The sequence below is a fragment of the Pseudomonas sp. R3-41 genome, from assembly GCF_054161485.1.
This window is the reverse complement of sequence record NZ_CP096421.1, coordinates 4,801,470-4,824,176: the sequence shown is the minus strand read 5'-3', so window position 1 is coordinate 4,824,176 and position 22,707 is coordinate 4,801,470. Positions and strand designations below refer to the sequence as shown.

The following is a 22,707-nucleotide window of genomic DNA, read 5'->3' as shown; positions in this document are numbered from 1 at the left end:
TAAAGGGATTAACGCTGGCTGCGGCGCGAAGCTGGCAGCAACTTGGCAATCGGTTCGGCGCGCACGGTGTGCTGGCCGAAATCGGCGTTATAGGTGGCGATGATTTCGCCGGCGATGGAGATGGCGATTTCCACAGGCAACTTGCCTTTGACTTCGCCGATACCCATCGGGCAACGCATGCGTTGCAAGGTGCTGCTATCAAAACCACGATCACGCAGGCGATGCTCGAACTTGACCCGCTTGGTCTTCGAACCGATCAGGCCGAAGTAGGCAAAGTCGTTGCGCTTGAGGATCGCGGCGCTCAGCTCCAGGTCGAGCTGATGGTTGTGGGTCATGACGATGCAGTAGCTGCCGGCGGGCAACTCATCGACTTCATCCAATGGCTCTTCGGCCACGATCTTGCGCACGCCATGGGGCAAGTGTTCGGGGAACTCCGCTTCTCGCGAGTCGATCCAGCGCACCTTGCAGGGCAGGCTCGCCAGCAGCGGCACCAGGGCTCGGCCGACATGGCCGGCGCCGAACACGGCGATCTGCGCCTGGACCTGGCCCATGGGTTCGAACAGCAACACGGTGACGCCACCGCAGCACTGGCCCAGGCTCGCGCCGAGGCTGAAGCGCTCCAGGTGGGTGTTCTGCTGGCCGCTGGCGAGCATTTGCCGGGCGATCTCCATGGCCTTGTATTCCAGGTGTCCGCCACCGATGGTGTCGAACGTCTGGCTGGCGCTGATGACCATCTTCGAACCGGCGTTGCGCGGGGTGGAGCCGAGTTCTTCGATGATCGTCACCAGCACGCAGGGTTCGCCGCGGGTTTGCAGGTCGGCGAGGGCGCTGATCCAGTTGTACATATTCACCTCGACATCTCTGTTATCTGTTCAACCGCCTTCGCGAGCAGGCTCGCTCCCACATTGGAACGCGGTTCCCTGTGGGAGCGGGCTTGCTCGCGAAGGCGGCGCCGCGGTCTAAAGCGAAGCCAACTCGGGTTCAGCTTCCTCAGCCTTGGCCGCCTTCAACCCCCGCATCTGCTCACACCCCCACAACACCCGCTCCGGCGTCGCCGGGGCGTCGATGTTCGGTTGCTGCCGGTAATCCCCCAGGCTCGCCACGGCGTCCTTGATGGCGCACCACGCGGCGATGCCGAGCATGAACGGCGGCTCGCCCACGGCCTTGGAATGGAACACCGTGTCTTCAGGGTTCTTGCGGTTTTCCACCAGCTTGACCCGCAGGTCTAGCGGCATGTCGGCCACGGCGGGGATCTTGTAGCTGGCCGGGCCATTGGTCATCAGCTTGCCCTTGTCATTCCACACCAGCTCTTCCATGGTCAGCCAGCCCATGCCCTGGATGAAACCGCCTTCGACCTGGCCGATGTCGATGGCCGGGTTCAGCGAGGCGCCGACATCGTGGAGGATGTCGGTGCGCAGCATCTTGTACTCGCCGGTGAGGGTGTCGACGATCACCTCGGCACACGCCGCGCCATAGGCGTAGTAGTAGAACGGCCGGCCACGGGCCTGGCTGCGGTCGTAGTAGATTTTCGGGGTCTTGTAGAAGCCGGTGCTGGACAGCGAGACCTGGGCGAAATACGCCTGCTGTACCAACGCTTCGAACGTCAGGATGTGATCGCGCACCCGCACATGGCCGTTGTGGAATTCCACATCCTCTTCACTGACCTTGTAGTTCCGCGCGGCAAATTCCACCAGGCGCCGCTTGATGATTTCGGCGGCATTCTGCGCCGCCTTGCCGTTCAGGTCGGCACCGCTGGAGGCGGCGGTGGGCGAGGTGTTCGGCACCTTGTCGGTGTTGGTCGCGGTGATCTGCACGCGGTCCATTTCCACCTGGAACACCTCGGCCACCACCTGGGCGACCTTGGTATTCAGGCCTTGGCCCATTTCGGTGCCGCCGTGGTTGAGATGGATGCTGCCGTCGGTGTAGACGTGGATCAAGGCGCCGGCCTGGTTGAGGAAACTGGCGGTGAACGAAATGCCGAATTTCACCGGGGTCAGCGCCAGGCCCTTTTTCAGGATCGGGCTATTGGCGTTGTAGCGACGGATCGCTTCACGGCGTTCGGCGTACTGGCTGCTTTCTTCAAGCTCGGCGGTCATTTCCTCGAGCATGTTGTGCTCGACGGTCTGGTAGTAGTGGGTGACGTTGCGTTCTGTCTTGCCGTAGTAGTTGGCCTTGCGCACCGCCAGCGGATCGAGCCCCAGGTGCCGGGCGATGGCGTCCATCACTTCTTCGATGGCGACCATGCCCTGCGGCCCGCCGAACCCCCGGTAGGCGGTGTTCGACGCGGTGTTGGTCTTGCAGCGGTGGCCGTTGATGGTCGCATCGCCCAAGTAGTAGGCGTTGTCGGCGTGGAACATCGCCCGGTCGACGATGGAGGCCGACAGGTCCGGCGAGCAGCCGCAGTTGCCGGCCAGTTCCAGGGCGATGCCGTGCAAGCGCCCGCGGCTGTCGAAGCCGACGTCGTATTCGATGTAGAAGGGGTGGCGCTTGCCGGTCATCAGCATGTCTTCGACCCGGGGCAGGCGCATCTTGGTCGGTTGCCCGGTGAGGTGCGCGATGACGGCGCACAGGCACGCCGGGCTGGCGGCCTGGGTTTCCTTGCCGCCAAAGCCGCCGCCCATGCGACGCATGTCCACCACGACTTTGTTCATCGACACGCCGAGTACTTCGGCCACCAGTTTCTGCACTTCGGTGGGGTTCTGGGTCGAGCAGTAGACGATCATGCCGCCGTCTTCGGTGGGCATCACCGAGGAAATCTGGGTTTCCAGGTAAAAATGTTCCTGGCCGCCGATGTGCAGCGAGCCCTGGATACGATGCTCGGCGCTCGCCAGCGCGGTGGCCGAATCGCCGCGCTGGTGGGTGTGGCTGTCCAGCACGAAGTGCCGCTTGCGCAGGGCCTCGACCACGTCCAGCACCGGCTCCAGGTCTTCGTATTCGATGATGGCGGCCATCGCTGCCTTACGTGCGGTCTCAAGATTCTTGGCGGCAACAGCCAGCACCGGTTGGCCGACGAACTGCACGTCATCAATGGCCAGCAGCGGATCGCCGGGCAGCAGCGGGCCAATGTCCTTCAGGCCTGGAATGTCTGCGTGGGTGATGGCGATGCGCACGCCCTCAAAGGCGTAGCACGGCGCGGTATCGATGCGGATGATCCGGGCGTGGGCGCGGTCCGACAGCCGGGCATAGACGTGCAACTGGTTGGGGAATTCGAGGCGATCATCGATGTACTGCGCCTCGCCGGACACGTGCTTGGCGGCGCTGTCGTGCTTGACGCTACGGCCCACGCCAGTGGTGAGGTCGCGGGCGAACAACTCCGCCAGTTCGGCTTGGGTCTTCTCTACGGCGTGATGGTTAGACATAAGCGGTCACCCGAGTTTCGATGTGCGGTGTTTGCAGCTCGATGAAGTATTTGCGCAACAGGTTGCGGGCGCTGAGCAGGCGGTATTCCTTGCTGGCGCGGAAGTCCGACAGCGGCGTGAAGTCCTCGGCCAGGACGGCGCAGGCGCGTTCGATGGTGCTATTGGTCCACGGCGCGCCGATCAAGGCGGCTTCACAATGCTTGGCGCGTTTCGGTGTGGCGGCCATGCCGCCGAAGGCCACGCGGGCATCGCGGACCACACCGTTGTCGATGCGCAGGTTGAACGCCGCGCACACGGCGGAAATATCATCGTCCAGGCGCTTGGACACCTTGTAGGCACGGAACGCCTGTTCGGCATTGGCCAGCGGCACGATGATTTTTTCGATGAATTCGCTTTCCTGGCGGGCGGTAACCCGGTAATCGATGAAGTAGTCTTCCAGGGCCAGGGTGCGGCGGACCTGGCCCTTGCACAGCACGATCTGCGCGCCGAGGGCGATCAACAGGGGCGGCGAGTCACCAATAGGCGAGGCGTTGCCGATGTTGCCGCCCAAGGTGCCCTGGTTGCGGATCTGCAGCGAGGCGAAGCGTTGCAACAGTTCGCCGAAGTCCGGGTATTCGGCTTTCAGGGCCTCGTAGCAATCGGAGAGGGCGGTGGCGGCGCCGATCTCCAGGCGGTCGTCGAAGCGTTCGATACGCTTGAGTTCGGCGACGTTGCCCACGTAGATCATCACCGGCAGGGTGCGATGAAATTGCGTGACTTCCAGGGCCAGGTCCGTACCGCCGGCCAGTAGGCGCGCCTGGGGATAGGCGTCGTAGAGATCGGCCAGGTCGGCGACGGTCAGCGGCACCAGGCAGCGTTTGTCGCCGCTGTTGAGTTCACCGGTCTCGGTGGGGGCGATGGCTTTGAGGCGGGCGATGGTTTTGGCCTCGCGGGCGTCGAACTGGTCCGGCTGCTTGCTGCAGCAGGCCTGCTCGGCGGCGACCAGGATCGGCCGGTAGCCGGTGCAACGGCACAGGTTGCCGGCCAAGGCTTCGTGGGCCTGGTGGGCGTCGGCTTGCTCGCTGTTCTTCTGCAGGGCGAACAGCGACATGACGAAGCCCGGTGTGCAGAAACCGCATTGCGAACCGTGGCAATCGACCATCGCTTGCTGAACGCTGTGCAATTGGCCCTGGTGCTTGAGGTCCTCGACGCTGATCAGTTGCTTGCCGTGCAGGGAAGAGACGAAGGTCAGGCACGCGTTGAGGCTGCGGTAGCGAATGCGTTCGCGGCCATTGGCGTCCGTTTCCAATTCGCCGACCACCACGGTACACGCGCCACAGTCGCCGCTGGCGCAGCCTTCTTTGGTGCCGGGTTTACCAACGTGTTCGCGCAAATAGTTGAGCACGGTCAGGTTCGGGTCCAGGGCGTGCTCGCTACGGAGTTCCTGGTTGAGTAAAAACTGGATCACGGAAGGCCTCGCAGACTCATTATTGTTGTTTCGACGTGGGCCTGAATTTATCAGGTCTGACTTTTCGGTCAACGATTTTCTGACTTAAGGGTCAAGAAAATCCATCTGGTCGATAAACAACGCTTTATGGACACGGTGGAACCCTGTGGGAGCCGAGCTTGCTCGCGATGACGGCGGTACATTCAGTATGGATGCAAGCTGACAGACCGCTATCGCGAGCAAGCTCGGCTCCCACAGGTTCTTCCACAGATTCTGTTCCAGGATGAGAGTCCGGATTTTTTTGCTTATATCGTGCCAAAAACCCGCTGCAGGCCCTGCGCCATGACGTACCGAGTGCGCTACACTGCGCCGCTTGTGCAGATCGAAGAGTTTGAAGGACAACCATGACGTTCAAGGCCCCGGACAGCCTCGCCGAGCAAATCGCCCATCACCTCGCCGAACGCATCATTCGCGGCGAAATGAAACCGGGAGAGCGCATCCAGGAGCAGAAGGTCACGCTGGCGCTCAACGTCAGCCGCGGCTCGGTCCGCGAGGCCTTGCTGATCCTGGAACGACGCCATTTGATCGCGATCCTGCCGCGCCGTGGCGCCCACGTCACCGAACTCACCGAGCACAAGGTGCGCAGCCTCTGCACCCTGATGAGCGAGCTGTACATCTTGCTGGGCAACGCCGTGGCCCATGGCTGGAAAGAACAGGCCGACATGGCGCCGTTCGTCGCGATCCAGCAGCGTCTCAACGACGCCTACGCGCGCCAGGACATCCGCACCTTCGTCGATGAAAGCTTCAGCGTGATGCGCGCCGCCTATCCCTTTGCCAACAATCCGTATCTGCAGGAAACCGTCGAGAACCTGCAACCGGCCATGAGCCGTGCCTATTTCCTGGCCCTGGACCAGCGCAAGGCGGAAATGAGCGAATTCCTCGACCTGTTCCAGCGCCTGCTCGCCGCTGTGCTGGCCCGTGATTTGCCGCAGATCCGCATCGTGCTCACGGCCTACGCCCAGCGCAGTTGCGACCTGGTGGTTTCTGCCCTGACGGCGGCCTGACGTGCGGCTCAAGTGCATCAAGTTGGCGGGGTTCAAATCCTTCGTCGACCCGACCACGGTGAACTTCCCCAGTAACATGGCGGCGGTGGTCGGGCCCAATGGTTGCGGCAAGTCGAACATCATCGACGCCGTGCGCTGGGTGATGGGCGAAAGCTCGGCCAAGAACCTGCGCGGCGAGTCGATGACCGACGTCATCTTCAACGGCTCCACCAGTCGCAAGCCGGTGAGCCAGGCCAGCATCGAGCTGGTGTTCGATAACTCCGACGGCACCCTGGTGGGCGAGTACGCGGCCTATGCGGAAATTTCCATTCGTCGCAAAGTGACCCGCGACAGCCAGAACAGCTATTTCCTCAACGGCGCCAAGTGCCGTCGCCGGGACATCACCGATATTTTCCTCGGCACCGGCCTGGGCCCGCGCAGCTACTCGATCATCGAGCAAGGCATGATCTCCAAGTTGATCGAGGCCAAGCCCGAAGACCTGCGCAACTTCATCGAAGAGGCCGCCGGCATTTCCAAATACAAGGAGCGCCGGCGCGAGACCGAAAACCGCATTCGTCGCACCCACGAAAACCTGGCGCGCCTGACCGACCTGCGCGAAGAGCTCGAACGCCAGCTCGAACGTCTGCACCGTCAGGCCGAGGCCGCGAAGAAGTACCAGGAGTACAAGGGCGAGGAGCGCCAGCTCAAGGCCCAGCTGTCGGCCTTGCGCTGGCAGGCGCTGAACGAGCAGGTCGGCCAGCGCGAAGCAATCATCGGCAACCAGGAAGTCAGCTTCGAAGCCCTGGTGGCCGAGCAGCGCAACGCTGACGCGGCCATCGAGCGCCTGCGCGACGGCCACCATGACCTGTCCGAGCGCTTCAATCTGGTGCAAGGGCGCTTCTATTCCGTGGGGGGCGACATCGCCCGGGTCGAGCAGAGCATCCAGCATGGTCAGCAACGGCTGCGGCAGTTGCAGGACGACTTGAAGGAAGCCGAGCGGGCGCGCCTGGAAACCGAATCGCACCTGGGTCATGACCGCACGTTGCTGTTGACCCTCGGCGAAGAGCTGGACAGGCTGACGCCGGAGCAGGAAATCACCAGCGCCGCCGCCGAAGAGGCTGCCGCAGCCCTGGAAGAAGCCGAGCTGACCATGCATGGCTGGCAAGAGCAGTGGGACAGTTTCAACCTGACGTCGGCCGAGCCGCGGCGCCAGGCAGAAGTCCAGCAGTCGCGCATCCAGCAGTTGGAAACCAGCATGGAGCGCCTGGCTGAACGTCAGCGCCGCCTGTCCGAAGAGCGCGCCTTGCTCGCCGCGGATCCGGAAGACGCCGCGATTCTGGAGCTGAGCGAGCAACTGGCGACCAGCGAGGCCACCCTCGAAGACTTGCAGGCCAGCGAAGATGCCCAAGTCGAGCGCCTTGAACAACTGCGCCAGGCTTTGCAACTGGCCTTGCAGAACCAGCAACAGGCCCAGGGCGAATTGCAGCGGCTCAATGGGCGCCTGGCCTCGCTGGAGGCCTTGCAGCAAGCGGCGCTGGACCCGGGCACTGGCACCGCCGAATGGCTGCGCGACCAGCACCTGGCCGAGCGTCCGCGCCTGGCCGAGGGCCTGAAGGTCGATGGTGGCTGGGAACTGGCGGTGGAAACCGTGCTCGGCGCCGACCTGCAAGCGGTGCTGGTGGATGACTTTGCTGGCTTCGACCTGTCGGGCTTCACTCAAGGCGATCTGCGCCTACTCAGCCCGGCCGGCGATGGCGTGCGAATTCCCGGCAGCTTGCTCGATAAGGTCGAGGCCCAGGTCGACCTGTCGCCCTGGCTCGGGCAGGTCAAGCCAGTGGACAGCCTTGAGCAGGCCTTGGCTTTGCGCGGGCAATTGGCAGCCGGCGAAAGCTTGATCAGTCGTGACGGGTATTGGGTTGGCCGGCATTTCCTGCGGGTGCGCCGGGCCAGCGAAGCCGAGAGCGGCATGCTCGCCCGCGGCCAGGAAATCCAGCGCCTGGGCGCCGAGCGCGAAGAGCGCGAAGCCAGCGTCGAAGCCCTGGAAACCGAATTGCAAAACCTGCGGGCGCAACAGCGTCAACAGGAAAACGGCCGCGAACACCTGCGGCGGCTGTTGCAGGATGAAGCGCGCCAGCAAGGCGAGCTCAAGGCGCAGTTGTCGGCTGGCAAGGCCAAGGTCGAGCAACTGGCGCTGCGCCGCACCCGCTTGGAAGAAGAAATCGCCGAACTGGGCGAGCAACGAGCGCTAGAGCACGAGCAGATCGGCGAAGCGCGCTTGCAACTGCAAGAAGCCCTTGATGCCATGGCGCTGGACACCGAGCAGCGCGAACTGTTGCTGGCCCAGCGCGACAGCTTGCGCGAACGCCTGGACCGGGTGCGCCAGGAAGCACGCCAGCACAAGGACCACGCCCATCAACTGGCGGTGCGCCTGGGCTCGCTCAGGGCCCAGCACGATTCCACGCGCCAGGCCTTGGAACGGCTGGAAATGCAGTCCGAGCGCCTGACCGAAAAACGCGAGCAGTTGAGCCTCAATCTGGAGGAGGGCGAAGCGCCGCTGGAAGAGCTGCGCCTCAAGCTTGAAGAGTTGCTCGACAAGCGCATGAGTGTCGACGAAGAACTCAAGACCGCGCAAATCGCCTTGGAGGATGCCGACCGTGAACTGCGCGACGCCGAAAAGCGCCGCGGCCAGGCCGAGCAGCAATCGCAACTGATCCGTGGCCAGATGGAACAGCAGCGCATGGAGTGGCAAGCCTTGACGGTGCGGCGCAAGGCCTTGCAGGACCAGTTGCTGGAAGACGGCTACGACCTCGACGGCGTGCTCGCTACCCTGGTGGCCGGGGCGAACGAGAAGGACGCCGAGGAAGAATTGGAGCGCATTGCCCAGCGCATCCAGCGCCTGGGGGCCATCAACTTGGCGGCCATCGACGAGTACCAGCAGCAGTCCGAACGCAAGCGCTACCTGGACGCCCAGAACGACGACCTGGTGGAAGCGCTGGAGACCCTGGAAAACGTCATCCGCAAGATCGACAAGGAAACCCGCAACCGCTTCAAGGATACCTTTGATCAGATCAACGGCGGTTTGCAGGCCCTTTTTCCAAAAGTTTTCGGTGGCGGCAGCGCCTACTTGGAACTGACGGGCGAAGATTTACTCGATACAGGGGTGACAATCATGGCGCGTCCTCCTGGCAAGAAGAACAGCACCATCCATTTGCTCTCCGGTGGCGAAAAGGCGCTGACCGCGCTGGCCCTGGTCTTTGCCATCTTCAAATTGAACCCGGCGCCGTTCTGCATGCTCGACGAGGTCGACGCGCCGCTGGACGACGCCAACGTAGGCCGTTACGCACGGCTGGTGAAAGAAATGTCTGAAACGGTGCAGTTCATCTACATCACCCACAACAAGATCGCCATGGAAATGGCCGATCAGTTGATGGGGGTGACGATGCACGAGCCGGGCTGTTCGCGACTGGTGGCGGTGGATGTGGAGGAGGCCATGGCCATGGTGGATGCCTGAACAACGGCTTGTAGGGCTTCAACTTCGAACGCTGTAGGTATTTTTTACCCTTGGGGCTGATGTTCAATTCACAGATTGGGCACAAGCCTATGCGACAGACGGTGTAAAGTTATCTTTGGTCGTGCTAGTTTAATGTCAATTTTTCGTATGCGTGGGCAAAACGCCATTCAGAACATAGAGTTGGCGCCACGTTTTAAAGCGGTTTGCAAATAGCTAAGCCCCTTATTTTTCAGCATTTTTATAGAGGCACGGGATTACATGGAAATCGGTCTGCGCGAGTGGCTGATCGTCATCGGCATCATTGTCATTGCCGGTATTCTTTTCGACGGCTGGCGTCGCATGCGCGGCGGCAAGGGGAAACTGAAGTTTCGCCTGGATCGCAGCCTGTCGAACCTGCCCGATGAGGATGATAGCGCCGAGCTGCTGGGGCCGCCGCGGGTGCTGGACGCCCACAAGGAGCCGCAGTTGGACGAGCATGACTTGCCGTCGATGAGCGCGCCTGCCCGAGAGCCACGGGAGTCGGGTTCCAAGCGTGGCAAGCGCAACAGCGAGCCGTCCCAAGGTGATTTGAACCTGAACCTCGACCTGGATGGCGGGCCGAGCTTCAGCAGTCGCGACGGCGACTTCCCGGACGAAAACAAGGCCCCGAGCGCCGACAAAGACCAGGCCCAGGCTGAAGAAGTGCTGGTGATCAGCGTGATCTGCCGCGACCCGGCCGGCTTCAAGGGCCCGGCGTTGCTACAGAACATCCTCGAAAGCGGCCTGCGTTTTGGCGAAATGGACATTTTCCACCGTCACGAAAGCATGGCCGGTAACGGCGAGGTGCTGTTCTCCATGGCCAACGCGGTCAAGCCTGGCGTGTTCGACCTCGACGACATCGATCATTTCAGCACGCCGGCGGTGAGCTTCTTCCTTGGCCTGCCGGGCCCGCGTCATCCCAAGCAAGCATTCGACGTGATGGTGGCCGCCGCTCGCAAGCTGTCCCAGGAGCTCAACGGCGAACTGAAGGATGACCAGCGCAGCGTGCTGACCGCCCAGACCATCGAGCACTACCGCCAGCGCATCGTCGAATTCGAGCGCCGGGCGCTGACCCAGAAGCGCTGATCAATGACACAGGCTCTCCCTGACCAGAGAGCTTTTTATGGCAGGAGAGCTTTTGTGGCGAGGGAGCTTGCTCCCGCTGGGGGCGAAGCCCCCCAAAAGATTTAAAAAGAATGAGCAGCCCAGGCTGCTCTTTTGCTTTATGAGAGAACACCCATGAACTCCGTCGAAACCCGCATCCTAGAGCTGCGCACCGAGCTGGACCAGCACAACTACCGCTACCACGTCCTCGACGAACCCAGCATCCCGGACGCCGAGTACGACCGCCTGTTCCACGAGCTCAAAGCCTTGGAAGAGCAGCACCCTTCACTTGTCACCAGCGACTCCCCGACCCAGCGGGTCGGCAGCATGGCGCTGTCGGCGTTCAGCCAGGTGCGTCACGAGATCCCGATGCTCAGCCTGGGCAATGCCTTCGACGAAACTACCCTGCGCGAATTCGACCGCCGGGTGACGGAAGGCCTCGACCTGCCCATGGGCGATTTGCTGGGCGGTGGCGCGGCAGTGGAGTACAGCTGCGAACCGAAGCTCGATGGCCTGGCGGTCAGCCTGTTGTACCAGGACGGCATGCTGGTGCGCGGCGCCACGCGCGGTGACGGCACCACGGGCGAGGACATCAGCGTCAACGTACGCACCGTGCGCAACATTCCCCTCAAGTTGCAGGGCACTGGCTGGCCGCCGCTGCTGGAAGTGCGCGGCGAGGTGTACATGTCCAAGGCCGGCTTCGAGCGCCTGAACGCCACGCAACTGGAGGCGGGCGGCAAGACGTTTGCCAATCCGCGCAACGCGGCGGCCGGTAGCTTGCGTCAGCTCGATTCGAGGATCACGGCCAACCGTCCCCTGGAGTTCTGTTGCTATGGCATCGGCCAGGTGACGGCGGACATCGCCGACACTCATATTGGCAACCTCAAGCAACTCAAGGCCTGGGGCATGCCCATCAGCCGTGAGTTGAAGCTGGCCCACGGCGTCGACGAATGCCTGGATTACTACCGTGACATCGGCGAGCGCCGCAACGCGTTGCCCTATGAGATCGACGGTGTCGTGTTCAAGGTCAACAGCATCGCTTCCCAGCGCGAGCTTGGTTTCCGTGCCCGGGAACCGCGCTGGGCCATTGCCCACAAGTTTCCCGCCACCGAAGAACTCACCGAGTTGCTGGACGTCGAGTTCCAGGTCGGCCGCACCGGCGCGGTGACTCCGGTGGCCCGTCTCAAGCCGGTGAAAGTCGCCGGCGTAACCGTGGCCAACGCGACGTTGCACAACATGGACGAAGTGGCGCGCCTGGGCGTGATGATCGGCGATACGGTGATCATCCGCCGTGCCGGGGACGTGATCCCGCAGGTGGTGCAGGTCGTCACCGAGCGCCGTCCGGAAAACGCCCGCCCGGTGGAAGTGCCCCAGCAATGCCCGGTCTGCGGCTCCCACGTCGAGCGCACGCAACTGATCAAGCGCAGCAAGGGCCGCGAAACCGTCAGCGAAGGCGCGGTGTACCGCTGCGTCGGTCGCCTGGCCTGTGGCGCGCAGCTCAAGCAGGCGATCATCCATTTCGTCTCGCGTCGGGCCATGGACATCGAAGGCTTGGGCGAGAAGAGCGTCGAGCAACTGGTGGATGAGGGCCTGGTGGGTTCGCCTGCCGATCTGTATGCGCTGACCTTCGAGCAGGTGGTCGACCTGGAAGGCTTCGCCGAACTGTCGAGCAAGAACTTGCTGGCCGCCATCGTCGACAGCAAGCAGCCGAGCCTGGCGCGTTTCATCTATGCCCTGGGCATCCCGGACGTGGGCGAGGAGACCGCCAAGGTCCTGGCCCGCTCCCTCGGTTCGCTGGAGCGCGTGCAGGCGGCGTTGCCCCAAGTGCTCACGTACTTGCCTGATGTCGGCCTGGAAGTCGCCCACGAGATCCACAGCTTCTTCGAAGACCCGCACAACCGCCAGGTGATCAAGGACCTGTTGCGCCATGGCCTGGAGATCCAGGACCAGGGCGAGTTGGGCGCCGAGTTCTCCGCCAGCACCACCCTGGGCGGCTTTCTCGACAAGTTGCACATTCCCTCGGTGGGGCCGGGCGGGGCACAGAAGCTGGCGGACAAGTTCGGTTCGCTCGAAGCGGTCATGAACGCCGACTGGCTGGACATGCGCCAGGCCCTGCCGGAAAAACAGGCCAATGCCGTGCGCGAGTTCTTTGCCATCGCCGCCAACCGTCAGCAGGCCGAAGCGGCGGAGCAGCAGTTACGCGACTTTGGCATGCACTGGCAGAGCGAGAAGAAGGTCGTCGAAGGCTTGCCCGAGGCGGGTCACACCTGGGTGCTGACCGGTTCGCTGGAACTGATGAGCCGTGACGTCGCCAAGGATAAGTTGGAGAGCCTGGGAGCGAAGGTCGCCGGGTCCGTGTCGGCGAAAACCCACTGCGTGGTGGCCGGGCCGGGTGCTGGTTCGAAGTTGACCAAGGCCAACGAGCTGGGGGTGAAGGTGCTCGACGAACAAGCTTTTGTCGACTTCCTGGCGGGCCATGGCATCACGGTCTGAGGGTGATCGGCTTTTGTGGCGAGGGAGCTTGCTCCCGCCGGGTGGCGCAGCCGCCCCAATCGGGGCGACGCAATGCTCCTGGTGGACCGCATTAGCTGGTTTTGCGACGGCTGCGCCGCCGAGCGGGAGCAAGCTCCCTCGCCACGATTTACCGGCGTCATGACCCAGCGTTTTGGAACGATCATGAGCGTAAGGTGATCTAGTCTTGCAGGCTCCAGGGAGAGATCGCCATGTACCGCTTCTTCGAACAGCTGAGTTCACGCATTGCCGCGCCGTTCCTGGGTGATCGGTCACGTAACAGCAAGGTCTGGCCGTGCCGCTGCGGCCAGTCATTGTTCTTTCGCAACAGCCAGTGCCTGGCCTGTCTGGCGGCGCTGGGTTATCAACCTGAGCGGAGCCGCCTGTCCTCCCTGCAACCCGCTGAGCAACCCGACACCTGGACGCTGGATGCCGATCCGCACGCCGGGCTGTTTCGCCGTTGCGCCAACCTCGACACCCCGGCGGCCTGCAATTGGCTGCTGCCGGACAATGGCCGCGATACCCTGTGCATCGCCTGTAGCCTGAATCGCACCATTCCCGACCTGTCGATTCCGGAAAATCCTGAACGTTGGCGCAAGGTCGAGACCGCCAAGCGTCGACTGGTCGCGCAACTGATCACGTTCGGCTTGCCGGTCATCCCGAAAACCGTCAATGAAGACATCGGCTTGGCGTTCGATTTCATCGGCGTCGACCCAGATGGCACGCCGCCGACCACGGGTCACGCCAGCGGATTGATCACCCTCGACATCAAGGAGGCGGACGATGCCCATCGCGAGCATGTGCGCCAGCAAATGCACGAACCGTATCGCACCTTGCTCGGGCATTTTCGCCATGAGGTGGGGCACTACTACTGGGACCGGCTGATTGCCAACAGCCACTGGCTCGGGGCTTTTCGCGAACTGTTCGGCGACGAGCGCGTCAGCTATGCCGGCGCCCTGGAGCGGCATTACCAGCAAGGCGCGCCGCTGGATTGGCAAACCCGCTACGTGAGTGCCTACGCCACCATGCACCCATGGGAAGACTGGGCGGAAACCTGGGCCCATTACCTGCACATGATGGACGCGGTCGACACTGCCCTGGGCTTTGGCATGAGTGCTCGGGAGATGGATTTCGACTACCAGCCGTTCCCGCCCGAGACCTTGTACGACGCCGAACACGCAGGCGGCGCGGCCTTTCTCTCGTTCGTCAACGCCTGGATCGAACTGGCCGGCATGCTCAACGAATTGTCCCGCAGCATGGGCCAGCCGGACTTCTATCCGTTCGTCGTACCGGCTGCCGTCATTACCAAGCTGCACTTCATTCATCTGGTGATCCAGGAGGAGGGCGGTCGGGCGGATGAGGTGCTGTTGTAGGTTTCAGTGCAGGCAAGCCCAGACCCCACACTGGCTCCAGAGGGTCCACAGGCTCCTGCGTCCAGGCACAGAACCCCTGTGGGAGCGAGCCTGCTCGCGATAGCGGCCGGTCAGCTTGTATCAATGCCCGATGTGCCCACGTCATCGCGAGCAAGCTTTGCTCCCACGGCAAGTGCTTGAACGCCTTCAGTTTTTAATCCGACACGAACGGTTGTAACTTCTTGCCAGATAGGTACAATGGCGCGGCTCGCCGTCAGGCGGGCGTCGTTATGGTGACCCCATCGGTCCCCCCGCAACGATTACCCGTGAACCTGGTCAGATCCGGAAGGAAGCAGCCACAGCGGGAACATTGTGTGCCGGGGTGTGGCTGGTGGGGTTGCCTCCATAACGCCCAAGCCTTCATTCGCAAGGTTTGCCAAATTCAAAATTTCTTTTTGCTTCACTGATCGATACTGATCGGTGCTTTCTGCTGTCCAGACTCTGCCGGATGGGCGGAGGCCGGTCCTGCGCATCGACGGGACCGGACCCTCCAGTCAGTACTGAGCCTTCACATACTCAGCAATCGGCTCTTGCAAAAGATCCTGTGGATGATCCCCGCCGAAAGTCGCCCATTTGCTTTTACCGGACAAGATCGCTGACCCCAGCGGCTGTGCGCCAGTCGGGCCATATATAGCGAGCTTCACTTCAATTTTGTCGGGGAGGCCCGACCATTCCGTAGCACGTTCTTCCCAATGCAGGATTTCCGGGATGACGTAGTAGCCCGAAGGGTTGTTCTGTCTCAGGCAGCTCAGTTCACGGCACGAGCCCATTACCGTCACACGGTTGGTGTAATAAGAGAATGCCGTCTTGACCGCGGCAGCTGTCATATCGCCAGACGCGGCGTAGGGTGTCGTTTCGTAGCGGCCATCGACTGGTGTGGCGATGGTGACGGGCATTTGCCGATCAAGTTTTCCCGGGTTGGGGAATACGTCTTGTTGAGCGTATTTGGCGGTACAGCCGGTGGCGAGTATCGAGACAAGAATGATCGAAAGTTTATGCACAGTGTCCCCGGGGATTTTATTATGTCGACGAGTCGGTAGGCGTCATAGGGACGCAGGAATCAGCGTGTTGATAGTCCGGTTTCGTGGCTAGGGATGTCAACGTGACATTATGTCTTGTGTCACGCTCGGAATTGGGCAAGCGCGCAAAGAGAAGCCTGGCCTGTCTTGCATCGACAGGCCAGGCTTCTCTTCCATTGCGTCAAGGCTTGGACAAGGCCTGGTCGACCGCCGCAATCAGCTTCCCAAGATCCTTCGGGGTGGCTTTGTGTATGACACCGAACAGGTAAGCCCGCTGTTCGTCCTCATCGGTCATGTCGGCAAAAAAAGCCTTCAGTTGCACATCCAGCACATTGGCAAGCAGGAACAAGGCTTCGACGCTGGGGGTGTAGGTGCCGGTTTCGAAGCGGCTGATGGTTTTAGGGTCAAAACCGGTTTTTTCGCCAAGTTCAGCCTGAGTAAGCCCCGCTACTTTGCGGTAGCGTCTGATGGCTGGACCCAAACTTGAAATTTGCATCGCTTAATTCCCATTTAGAATCAAGAACTTAACGATAGATTTTCGCATTAGGCAACCGCGTGATCCATCACCTTGCTTTGCAAAGTGTGATGTGTTTCGTAGAATCGGCCTTTGGCACGGGTATTTGGTGACCCGCTTTGCGAAGCCGAGGGGTGTGCAAAGACCGGGCCTTGTGTTTCTTGCCACGATACAAGGCAAGGGCTGCGCCCTCCCTGGGCACCGCCAGGGCCCGCGCTCCAGCTTCCCTCAAAGTGTTTGAGCCTAGTTGATTTTCGCCTGTCTTGAAGGCGGTGCAACCGCGCGCGACAAATGAGCCTGACTCATGGATGACTGCTTCGATGGATAAGAAGTACCGCAGGGCCGTTGACGCCGCCGCGATTTTTTCCGAGACCGATCTGAGCGGGCGCATCACTTACGTCAACGATCAATTTTGCAGCCTTTTTGGTTACCGGCGCGATGAGTTGCTGGGCGCGAACCATCGCCTGCTCAATTCCGCTCAGCACCCCGGCGAGTTCTTCAGCGCCATGTGGCGCACCATTGCCTTGGGGCAGGTCTGGAAAGGGGAAATCTGCAACCGGGCCAAGGACGGTACGCTGCATTGGGTCGACACCACTCTGGTGCCAGTGATCGACGATGAGACCGGGCAAATCGAGCGCTACCTGGCGATTCGCTTCGACGTCAGTGAAAAGCGTCGCTTGCTGCATTCGCTGCAATGGCGGGTCGGTCACGATGTGCTGACCGGGCTGCCCAATCGTACTTATCTGTCGGACCTGCTGGACCAGGCGCTGGAATTTTCCCGCACGGAGAACCTGCCCCTGGCGGTGTGCATGCTCGATCTCGATGGTTTCAAGGCCGTCAACGACGGCTATGGTCATGCCAGCGGTGATCGGCTGCTGGTGGAGGTTGCCAGGCGCCTGCGCAGCATCGTGCGTGGCGAGGACGTGGTGGCGCGGCTGGGCGGGGACGAGTTCGTGCTGGTGCTGCGCCATGTGCGTGGCATGGAAGAGCTGCATGCCGCGTTGAACCGGGTGTTGATCGCCGTCTCCATGCCGTATGGCATTGATGGCAAGGACATCAAGGTCTTCGCCAGTATTGGCGTCACGCTGTTCCCGTGGGACAACGAAGACGCCGAGACCCTGCTCCGTCACGCCGACCAGGCGATGTATGTGGTCAAGCAAAGCGGGCGCAATCGTTTCCACTTGTTCGATGTGTCCCGGGACAAGGAGGTACGGGCCACTTACCAGACCGTCGAACGGGTCCGCCAGGCACTGGCCGATAACGAGCTGCGGCTGCATTTCCAACCCAAGGTCAACATGCGCCATGGCACCGTGGTCGGCCTGGAGGCGTTGCTGCGCTGGAAGCATCCGCAACGTGGCCTGGTGCCGCCTCGGGAGTTCCTGCCCTTGGTGGAGGAGACTGACCTGATCGTCGAGATCGGCGAGTGGGTCATGGAACAGGTCTTGACCCAGCTGCAGCAATGGCAGCAAATGGGACAAGGCTGGCCGGTGAGCATCAATATCTCGGCACGGCATTTCCAGCGGGCGGATTTTGTCGAGCGGCTGCGGCAGGTGTTGGAGCGGCATCCGGCGGTGCCGCCACGGCTGTTGGACCTGCAGATTGTCGAGTCCGTCGCCGTGGAGAACCTGGCCCACGTCAGCGCCTGCCTCCAGGCATGCCAGGCGCTGGGCGTGGGTTTTTCCCTGGGTGGTTTTGGCACGGGCTACTGCTCGCTCAACGACCTCAAGCACCTGCGCACGCAAACCATCAAGATCGACAAGACCTTTGTCCGCGACATCCTTGATGACCGCGACGACCTGGCGCTGACTGAAGCGGTGATCGGCCTGGCCCGGGCCTTTGGTCGCGAGGTGGTCGCCGAGGGGCTGGACAGCCTGGAGCACGGCCAACTGCTGCTGAGCCTGGGCTGCGAGGTGGCACAAGGTTATTTCATCGCCCGGCCCATGCCGCCCGAACAGATACCCGACTGGGTTCAGGGGTTCATTCCGCCGTCCCAATGGCAACAGCGGCCCGGCGATCAGGGCGAAGGCACCTCGCTCCTGCCCCGCGATGTTTCACTGCGGCCGGTGTAAAGCTGGATGATCGCGTCGATTTCCCCGGACGTTTTCATGTTCAGCAATGTCCTCAGAATGCGTTGTGCGGGAATGTCCGGATCGTTGCGCACGTAACAGCTCAACTGCTGTTCCTGCAGGACAGTCACCTCATGGAGCTGGCGATCAGCGGCATGCCGTTGATTGAACCAGTCCAGCGCCCATTGGTTGGTGACCCCATAGCGATAACGCCCGGCCAGCAGTTTCGCCAGCACTTGTTCCTGGCTACGGGCATCGTCGCGGTGCAGTTGACCGGTGTCGAACAAGGGTTGCAGGGTCGGGTAGCTATAGCCGAGCACGGTGCCGATGGCTTGGTGCGAAAGCGTTGCTGGCGTGACCGTCGCCGGTGCGCTGGTCGGGGCGACGAGCAGGTCGCGCTGGAAAAACAACGGGATGCTCCACAGATAATCGCCATTGTCCTTCACCCAGTCAGGGCTGACATAGCAACGTATATCGATTTCGCCGTGTTTCATGGCAGCGTCGAGCCGGGCGCGGGACAGGACGTGGAATTGCGCCGGCCTTCCCACTTGGGTCGCCAGGCTGGTCATGATATCGGGAAGGATGCCCTGGATCGGGCGGCCTCGTTCGATCTGTACCATGGGCATTGCCCAGCCGTCGGTAATGGCGAAACGCAAGGGGGCTTCTTCGGCTAAGCAACCGGTACCCAGCAACAGCAAAGCCCCCATGGCTGATCGCATAAACTCTCCCTGACTGTGTAAAACCGCGTCGACAACCCAAGCTTAGTCAGATTAGACGAGCACACCGGATGCAATTTCGCCCCTGCTCCGCTAGCATTAGCCGCTTATGTTCCTTCGTTGCGACGGTTTTCGATGAGTTATCAGGTTCTTGCACGTAAATGGCGTCCGCGCTCGTTCCGCGAAATGGTCGGCCAGACCCATGTGCTCAAGGCTCTGATCAATGCCTTGGACAGCCAGCGGCTGCACCATGCCTACCTGTTTACCGGGACCCGGGGCGTGGGCAAGACCACCATCGCGCGGATCATCGCCAAGTGCCTGAACTGTGAAACCGGCATCACCTCGACGCCTTGTGGCGAGTGTTCGGTCTGCCGGGAAATCGATGAGGGCCGCTTCGTCGACCTGATCGAGATCGACGCCGCCAGCCGCACCAAGGTCGAGGACACCCGCGAACTGCTCGACAACGTGCAGTACGCGCCGAGCCGTGGGCGCTTCAAGGTCTACCTGATCGACGAAGTGCACATGCTCTCCAGCCATTCCTTCAATGCGCTGCTCAAGACCCTTGAAGAGCCGCCGCCCTACGTCAAGTTCATCCTGGCGACCACCGATCCGCAGAAACTTCCTGCAACGATTCTGTCGCGGTGCTTGCAGTTCTCCCTGAAGAACATGACGCCGGAACGGGTGGTCGAGCACCTGACCCACGTATTGGGTGTCGAGAACGTCCCGTTCGAAGACGATGCGCTGTGGCTGTTGGGCCGCGCCGCCGATGGTTCGATGCGTGACGCCATGAGCCTGACCGACCAGGCCATCGCGTTCGGTGAAGGCAAGGTCATGGCCGCCGATGTCCGGGCCATGCTCGGCACTCTCGATCATGGCCAGGTCTATGACGTCTTGCATGCGCTGATCGAAGGCGATGCGAAGGCGCTGCTCGAGGCGGTGCGTCACTTGGCCGAGCAGGGCCCGGACTGGAATGGCGTGCTCTCGGAAATCCTCAACGTGCTGCACCGTGTCGCCATCGCCCAGGCCCTGCCTGAAGGCGTCGACAACGGCCACGGCGACCGTGACCGCGTACTGGCCCTGGCCCAGGCGCTGCCGGCCGAAGATGTGCAGTTCTATTACCAGATGGGCCTGATCGGCCGACGCGATCTGCCCTTGGCGCCGGATCCGCGCGGCGGCTTCGAAATGGTCCTGTTGCGAATGCTGGCGTTCCGGCCAGCCGACACGGCGGATGCGCCGAGGCAAGCGCTAAAGCCAGTGGGGATCAGCCAAGCCACAGCTGATTCCGCCAAGCCAGTGGCTGCCGCGCCCGTCGTTGCGCCGGCAGTGGCTTCGGCTCCGGCCGCGGTGGTGCCTGTCGCCCAGCCCATGCCGACGCCGACGCCTGTTGTCGCGACGCCTGAGCCGGAACCCGAACCGGTCGTCGAGGCGCAGTCCGAGCCCGTTGTTGAAGAAGTCATCGACCTGCCGTGGAACGACCCGGTCGAGCCGGAAGTTGTCCAGCAGCCGGTCGTCGAGCCCGTATTGGAAACCGTTGCCGAGCAGCCTGAGTTGCCGCCAATGCCGCTGCCAACGCCCGACAGCGTGGTGCCCGATGCGCCAGAGTGGGTGGCCGCGCCGGTGCCCGAGCCAACGGTGGCCGATGTCGATGTCGCCACGCCGGGCATCGACCTGGACGACGAGCCGCCGCTGGACGAGGATTATATCGAGCCGGACATGGATTCGGCCTACAGCTACCTGGACGATCTGGCCAGCGAGCACGCCGCTGAACCGGCCCCGGAGCCCGAGCCCGAGCCGGCGGCGATGCCGGCCACCGGCCTGGCCCTGCAATGGCTGGAACTGTTCCCTAAATTGCCGATCAGCGGCATGACCGGCAGCATCGCCGCCAACTGCACGCTGATGGCCGTGGAAGGCGACCACTGGCTGCTGCACCTGGATCCGGCACACAGTGCACTGTTCAACGCGACCCAGCAGCGTCGCCTCAACGATGCGCTGAACCAGTACCACCAGCGTAACCTGACGTTGACCATCGAGCTGATCAAGCCTGAGCAGGAGACCCCGGCCCAGGCCGCGTCCCGCCGCCGTGCCGACCGTCAGCGCGAAGCCGAGGAGTCGATCCACGGCGATCCATTCATCCAACAGATGATGCAACAGTTCGGCGCCGTGGTCCGTCACGATACTATCGAACCTGTCGAGGCCCCGGTCACCCAGGGCTCATAACTGAAGGCGCCGGGCCGAACGGGCCGGGCGCGTTGTTTATCCAAGTACTTTCGAGGTGATTCCCATGATGAAAGGTGGCATGGCCGGCCTGATGAAGCAGGCGCAGCAGATGCAGGAAAAGATGGCCAAGATGCAGGAAGAACTGGCCAACGCCGAAGTCACCGGCAAGTCCGGCGGCGACATGGTGACCGTGGTCATGACCGGTCGCCATGACATCAAGCGCGTCAGCATCGACCCAAGCGTGGTCGAAGGCCTGAGCGAAGACGACAAGGAAATGCTCGAAGCCCTGTTCGCCGCCGCCGTCAATGACGCGGTGCGCAAGATCGAAGCCAACAGCCAGGACAAGATGTCCGGCATGACGGCAGGCATGCAATTGCCGCCGGGCATGAAACTGCCGTTCTGATTCGCCATCCCGGTCGGGATGGGCTACACACAATGCCAGGCATCGCGCCTGGCATTTTTGTTTCTGTCGGAGCCTCGGGTAGTTGTTCGACCGCTTTCGTCGGAACGCCGCCCGGAGCAGGCTCGCTCCCACACTGGATTGAAGGGGCTTCGATTGTGATATTCGCCGCAGGTTCTATGTGGGAGCGAGCCTGCTCGCGAAGGCTGCACCGCGCTATCCCGGAATAAACATCGAACGCCGCCCCCTCGGTAATGGTCTGCTTCCTATACGTGTCCGCCCAACGAACAAGGAGACGCCTCCATGTCATCGATTTCCAACCAGCGCATCGTCCTGGCCTCCCGTCCCCAAGGTGCGCCCACTCCTGAAAACTTTCGTCTTGAACATGTGACACTGCCGGATCTGGCAGAGGGACAGATCCTGCTCAAGACGTTGTTCCTGTCCTTGGATCCCTACATGCGCGGGCGCATGAGTGACGCGCCTTCCTACGCCGCTCCGGTGGAAATCGATGAGGTGATGACCGGCGGCGCTGTCAGCCGCGTGGAATGTTCGACGCACCCGAAATTCCATGAGGGCGATTTGGTGGTTGGCGCTACGGGTTGGCAAACCCACAGCATCAGTGACGGGCGCAACGTGATGCCCATTCCTTCCGGGCTACCCAGTCCGTCGATGGCCCTGGGGGTGTTGGGCATGCCGGGCCTGACCGCCTACATGGGGCTGATGGACATTGGCCAGCCCAAGGCCGGGGAAACCCTGGTGGTCGCGGCAGCCTCGGGTGCCGTGGGCTCGGTGGTCGGCCAGGTCGCAAAAATCAAGGGCCTGCGGGTGGTCGGCGTCGCGGGCGGCAGCGAGAAATGCAAGTACGTGGTCGACGAGCTGGGCTTTGATGCCTGTGTCGATCACAAGAGCGCCAATTTTGCCGAGGAATTGGCGCGGGCCTGTGACAAGGGCATCGACATTTATTACGAAAACGTCGGCGGCAAGGTCTTTGATGCCGTCGTGCCGTTGCTCAACGCCAAGGCACGAATCCCGCTCTGTGGCCTGATCGCGTCCTACAACGACAATCAGGCGCCGAACGGTCCGGATCGCTTGCCGCAACTGCAGCGCACCTTGCTGACCAAGCGCGTGCGGATCCAGGGGTTTATTGTGTTTGACGACTACGGTGACCGTCAGCCGGAGTTCGTCAGTGCCATGGCGCCTTGGGTGCGCGATGGCAAGGTCAAGTTCCGCGAGGACGTGGTCGACGGCCTGGAAAATGCGCCACAGGCGTTTATCGGCCTGTTGGAAGGGCGCAACTTCGGCAAGTTGGTGGTGCGGGTCGCGCAGGATTGAGTATTTGACGCTAATCGGAGGCGCGGGTATAAACCGCGTCTCGTTGTTATGTCGGACAT

At 62.1% G+C, this 22,707-nt stretch carries 15 protein-coding genes and 1 other RNA gene; 10 read left to right on the top strand and 6 right to left on the bottom strand.

Features of this window, described 5'->3' with window-relative positions:
- Window positions 1-8: 8 nt before the first annotated feature.
- The 3 genes from xdhC to xdhA all read right to left on the bottom strand — a co-directional run bounded on the left by xdhC (window position 9) and on the right by xdhA (window position 4,806).
- Window positions 9-845, bottom strand: coding sequence for a xanthine dehydrogenase accessory protein XdhC (xdhC, locus tag M1D99_RS20670; protein WP_186728189.1), 837 nt, complete (start codon window positions 843-845; stop codon window positions 9-11).
- A 114-nt stretch (window positions 846-959) separates the two neighbouring features.
- Complete coding sequence (gene xdhB, locus M1D99_RS20665) at window positions 960-3,359, bottom strand: xanthine dehydrogenase molybdopterin binding subunit (RefSeq protein WP_434571407.1); 2,400 nt, start codon at window positions 3,357-3,359, stop codon at window positions 960-962.
- Window positions 3,352-4,806 carry a xanthine dehydrogenase small subunit gene (xdhA, locus tag M1D99_RS20660; protein ID WP_458130700.1) on the bottom strand — a complete coding sequence of 485 codons (1,455 nt, stop codon included), beginning with the start codon at window positions 4,804-4,806 and terminating at the stop codon, window positions 3,352-3,354. Before xdhA ends, xdhB begins: the two co-directional genes overlap by 8 nt.
- A 383-nt stretch (window positions 4,807-5,189) precedes the next feature.
- Here xdhA and M1D99_RS20655 point away from each other — a divergent pair, with 383 nt between their 5' ends.
- From M1D99_RS20655 to ffs, 6 genes are all read left to right on the top strand, one after another.
- Window positions 5,190-5,849, top strand: a complete 660-nt coding sequence (locus M1D99_RS20655; RefSeq protein ID WP_186705262.1) for a GntR family transcriptional regulator — start codon at window positions 5,190-5,192, stop codon at window positions 5,847-5,849.
- Window position 5,850: 1 nt separating this feature from the next.
- Window positions 5,851-9,339 (top strand): chromosome segregation protein SMC, encoded by a 3,489-nt coding sequence (smc, locus tag M1D99_RS20650; protein WP_458130699.1) that lies wholly within the window; start codon window positions 5,851-5,853, stop codon window positions 9,337-9,339.
- A 258-nt stretch (window positions 9,340-9,597) separates the two neighbouring features.
- Window positions 9,598-10,443, top strand: a complete 846-nt coding sequence (zipA, locus tag M1D99_RS20645) for a cell division protein ZipA (RefSeq protein WP_186705260.1) — start codon at window positions 9,598-9,600, stop codon at window positions 10,441-10,443.
- A gap of 153 nt (window positions 10,444-10,596) precedes the next feature.
- Window positions 10,597-12,954: an NAD-dependent DNA ligase LigA gene (ligA, locus tag M1D99_RS20640; protein ID WP_458130698.1), complete on the top strand. Its 2,358-nt coding sequence runs from the start codon at window positions 10,597-10,599 to the stop codon at window positions 12,952-12,954.
- 230 nt (window positions 12,955-13,184) lie between these two features.
- A complete protein-coding gene (locus M1D99_RS20635) occupies window positions 13,185-14,345 on the top strand; it encodes a zinc-binding metallopeptidase family protein (protein WP_458130697.1) in 1,161 nt (386 codons plus the stop codon).
- Window positions 14,346-14,624: 279 nt separating this feature from the next.
- An RNA gene (gene ffs / locus M1D99_RS20630) (signal recognition particle sRNA small type) lies at window positions 14,625-14,721 on the top strand.
- 157 nt (window positions 14,722-14,878) lie between these two features.
- On the opposite strand, the gene M1D99_RS20625 is transcribed toward ffs, so the two are convergent.
- Entirely contained in the window at window positions 14,879-15,385 is a 507-nt protein-coding gene (locus M1D99_RS20625) for a DUF4823 domain-containing protein (protein ID WP_434571399.1), read from the bottom strand.
- A gap of 199 nt (window positions 15,386-15,584) precedes the next feature.
- The gene (locus tag M1D99_RS20620) at window positions 15,585-15,899 is read right to left on the bottom strand and encodes a helix-turn-helix domain-containing protein (RefSeq protein ID WP_186705257.1); all 315 of its coding nucleotides are present in this window, start codon (window positions 15,897-15,899) and stop codon (window positions 15,585-15,587) included.
- Window positions 15,900-16,237: 338 nt separating this feature from the next.
- Here M1D99_RS20620 and M1D99_RS20615 point away from each other — a divergent pair, with 338 nt between their 5' ends.
- Entirely contained in the window at window positions 16,238-17,986 is a 1,749-nt protein-coding gene (locus M1D99_RS20615) for a putative bifunctional diguanylate cyclase/phosphodiesterase (RefSeq protein WP_458130696.1), read from the top strand.
- Here the strand turns inward: M1D99_RS20615 and M1D99_RS20610 are convergent.
- A complete protein-coding gene (locus M1D99_RS20610; RefSeq protein ID WP_458130695.1) occupies window positions 17,932-18,702 on the bottom strand; it encodes a substrate-binding periplasmic protein in 771 nt (256 codons plus the stop codon). The genes M1D99_RS20615 and M1D99_RS20610 overlap by 55 nt on opposite strands.
- Before the next feature lie 132 nt (window positions 18,703-18,834).
- On the opposite strand from M1D99_RS20610, the gene dnaX reads away from it, so the two are divergent.
- From dnaX to M1D99_RS20595, 3 genes are all read left to right on the top strand, one after another.
- Complete coding sequence (gene dnaX, locus M1D99_RS20605) at window positions 18,835-20,916, top strand: DNA polymerase III subunit gamma/tau (RefSeq protein WP_458130694.1); 2,082 nt, start codon at window positions 18,835-18,837, stop codon at window positions 20,914-20,916.
- Between the two features lie 64 nt (window positions 20,917-20,980).
- A complete protein-coding gene (locus tag M1D99_RS20600) occupies window positions 20,981-21,319 on the top strand; it encodes a YbaB/EbfC family nucleoid-associated protein (protein WP_003183512.1) in 339 nt (112 codons plus the stop codon).
- Window positions 21,320-21,619: 300 nt separating this feature from the next.
- Window positions 21,620-22,648, top strand: coding sequence for an NADP-dependent oxidoreductase (locus tag M1D99_RS20595; protein WP_434571393.1), 1,029 nt, complete (start codon window positions 21,620-21,622; stop codon window positions 22,646-22,648).
- Window positions 22,649-22,707 lie beyond the last annotated feature (59 nt).

What these genes read in the sequence shown, in the direction of transcription:
- xdhC (WP_186728189.1), bottom strand. Translation starts at nt 845, where the DNA reads ATGTACAACTGGATCAGCGCCCTCGCCGACCTGCAAACCCGCGGCGAA.
- xdhB (WP_434571407.1), bottom strand. Translation starts at nt 3,359, where the DNA reads ATGTCTAACCATCACGCCGTAGAGAAGACCCAAGCCGAACTGGCGGAG.
- M1D99_RS20655 (WP_186705262.1), top strand. Translation starts at nt 5,190, where the DNA reads ATGACGTTCAAGGCCCCGGACAGCCTCGCCGAGCAAATCGCCCATCAC.
- zipA (WP_186705260.1), top strand. Translation starts at nt 9,598, where the DNA reads ATGGAAATCGGTCTGCGCGAGTGGCTGATCGTCATCGGCATCATTGTC.
- ligA (WP_458130698.1), top strand. Translation starts at nt 10,597, where the DNA reads ATGAACTCCGTCGAAACCCGCATCCTAGAGCTGCGCACCGAGCTGGAC.
- M1D99_RS20635 (WP_458130697.1), top strand. Translation starts at nt 13,185, where the DNA reads ATGTACCGCTTCTTCGAACAGCTGAGTTCACGCATTGCCGCGCCGTTC.
- M1D99_RS20620 (WP_186705257.1), bottom strand. Translation starts at nt 15,899, where the DNA reads ATGCAAATTTCAAGTTTGGGTCCAGCCATCAGACGCTACCGCAAAGTA.
- M1D99_RS20615 (WP_458130696.1), top strand. Translation starts at nt 16,238, where the DNA reads ATGGATAAGAAGTACCGCAGGGCCGTTGACGCCGCCGCGATTTTTTCC.
- M1D99_RS20610 (WP_458130695.1), bottom strand. Translation starts at nt 18,702, where the DNA reads ATGCGATCAGCCATGGGGGCTTTGCTGTTGCTGGGTACCGGTTGCTTA.
- dnaX (WP_458130694.1), top strand. Translation starts at nt 18,835, where the DNA reads ATGAGTTATCAGGTTCTTGCACGTAAATGGCGTCCGCGCTCGTTCCGC.
- M1D99_RS20600 (WP_003183512.1), top strand. Translation starts at nt 20,981, where the DNA reads ATGATGAAAGGTGGCATGGCCGGCCTGATGAAGCAGGCGCAGCAGATG.
- M1D99_RS20595 (WP_434571393.1), top strand. Translation starts at nt 21,620, where the DNA reads ATGTCATCGATTTCCAACCAGCGCATCGTCCTGGCCTCCCGTCCCCAA.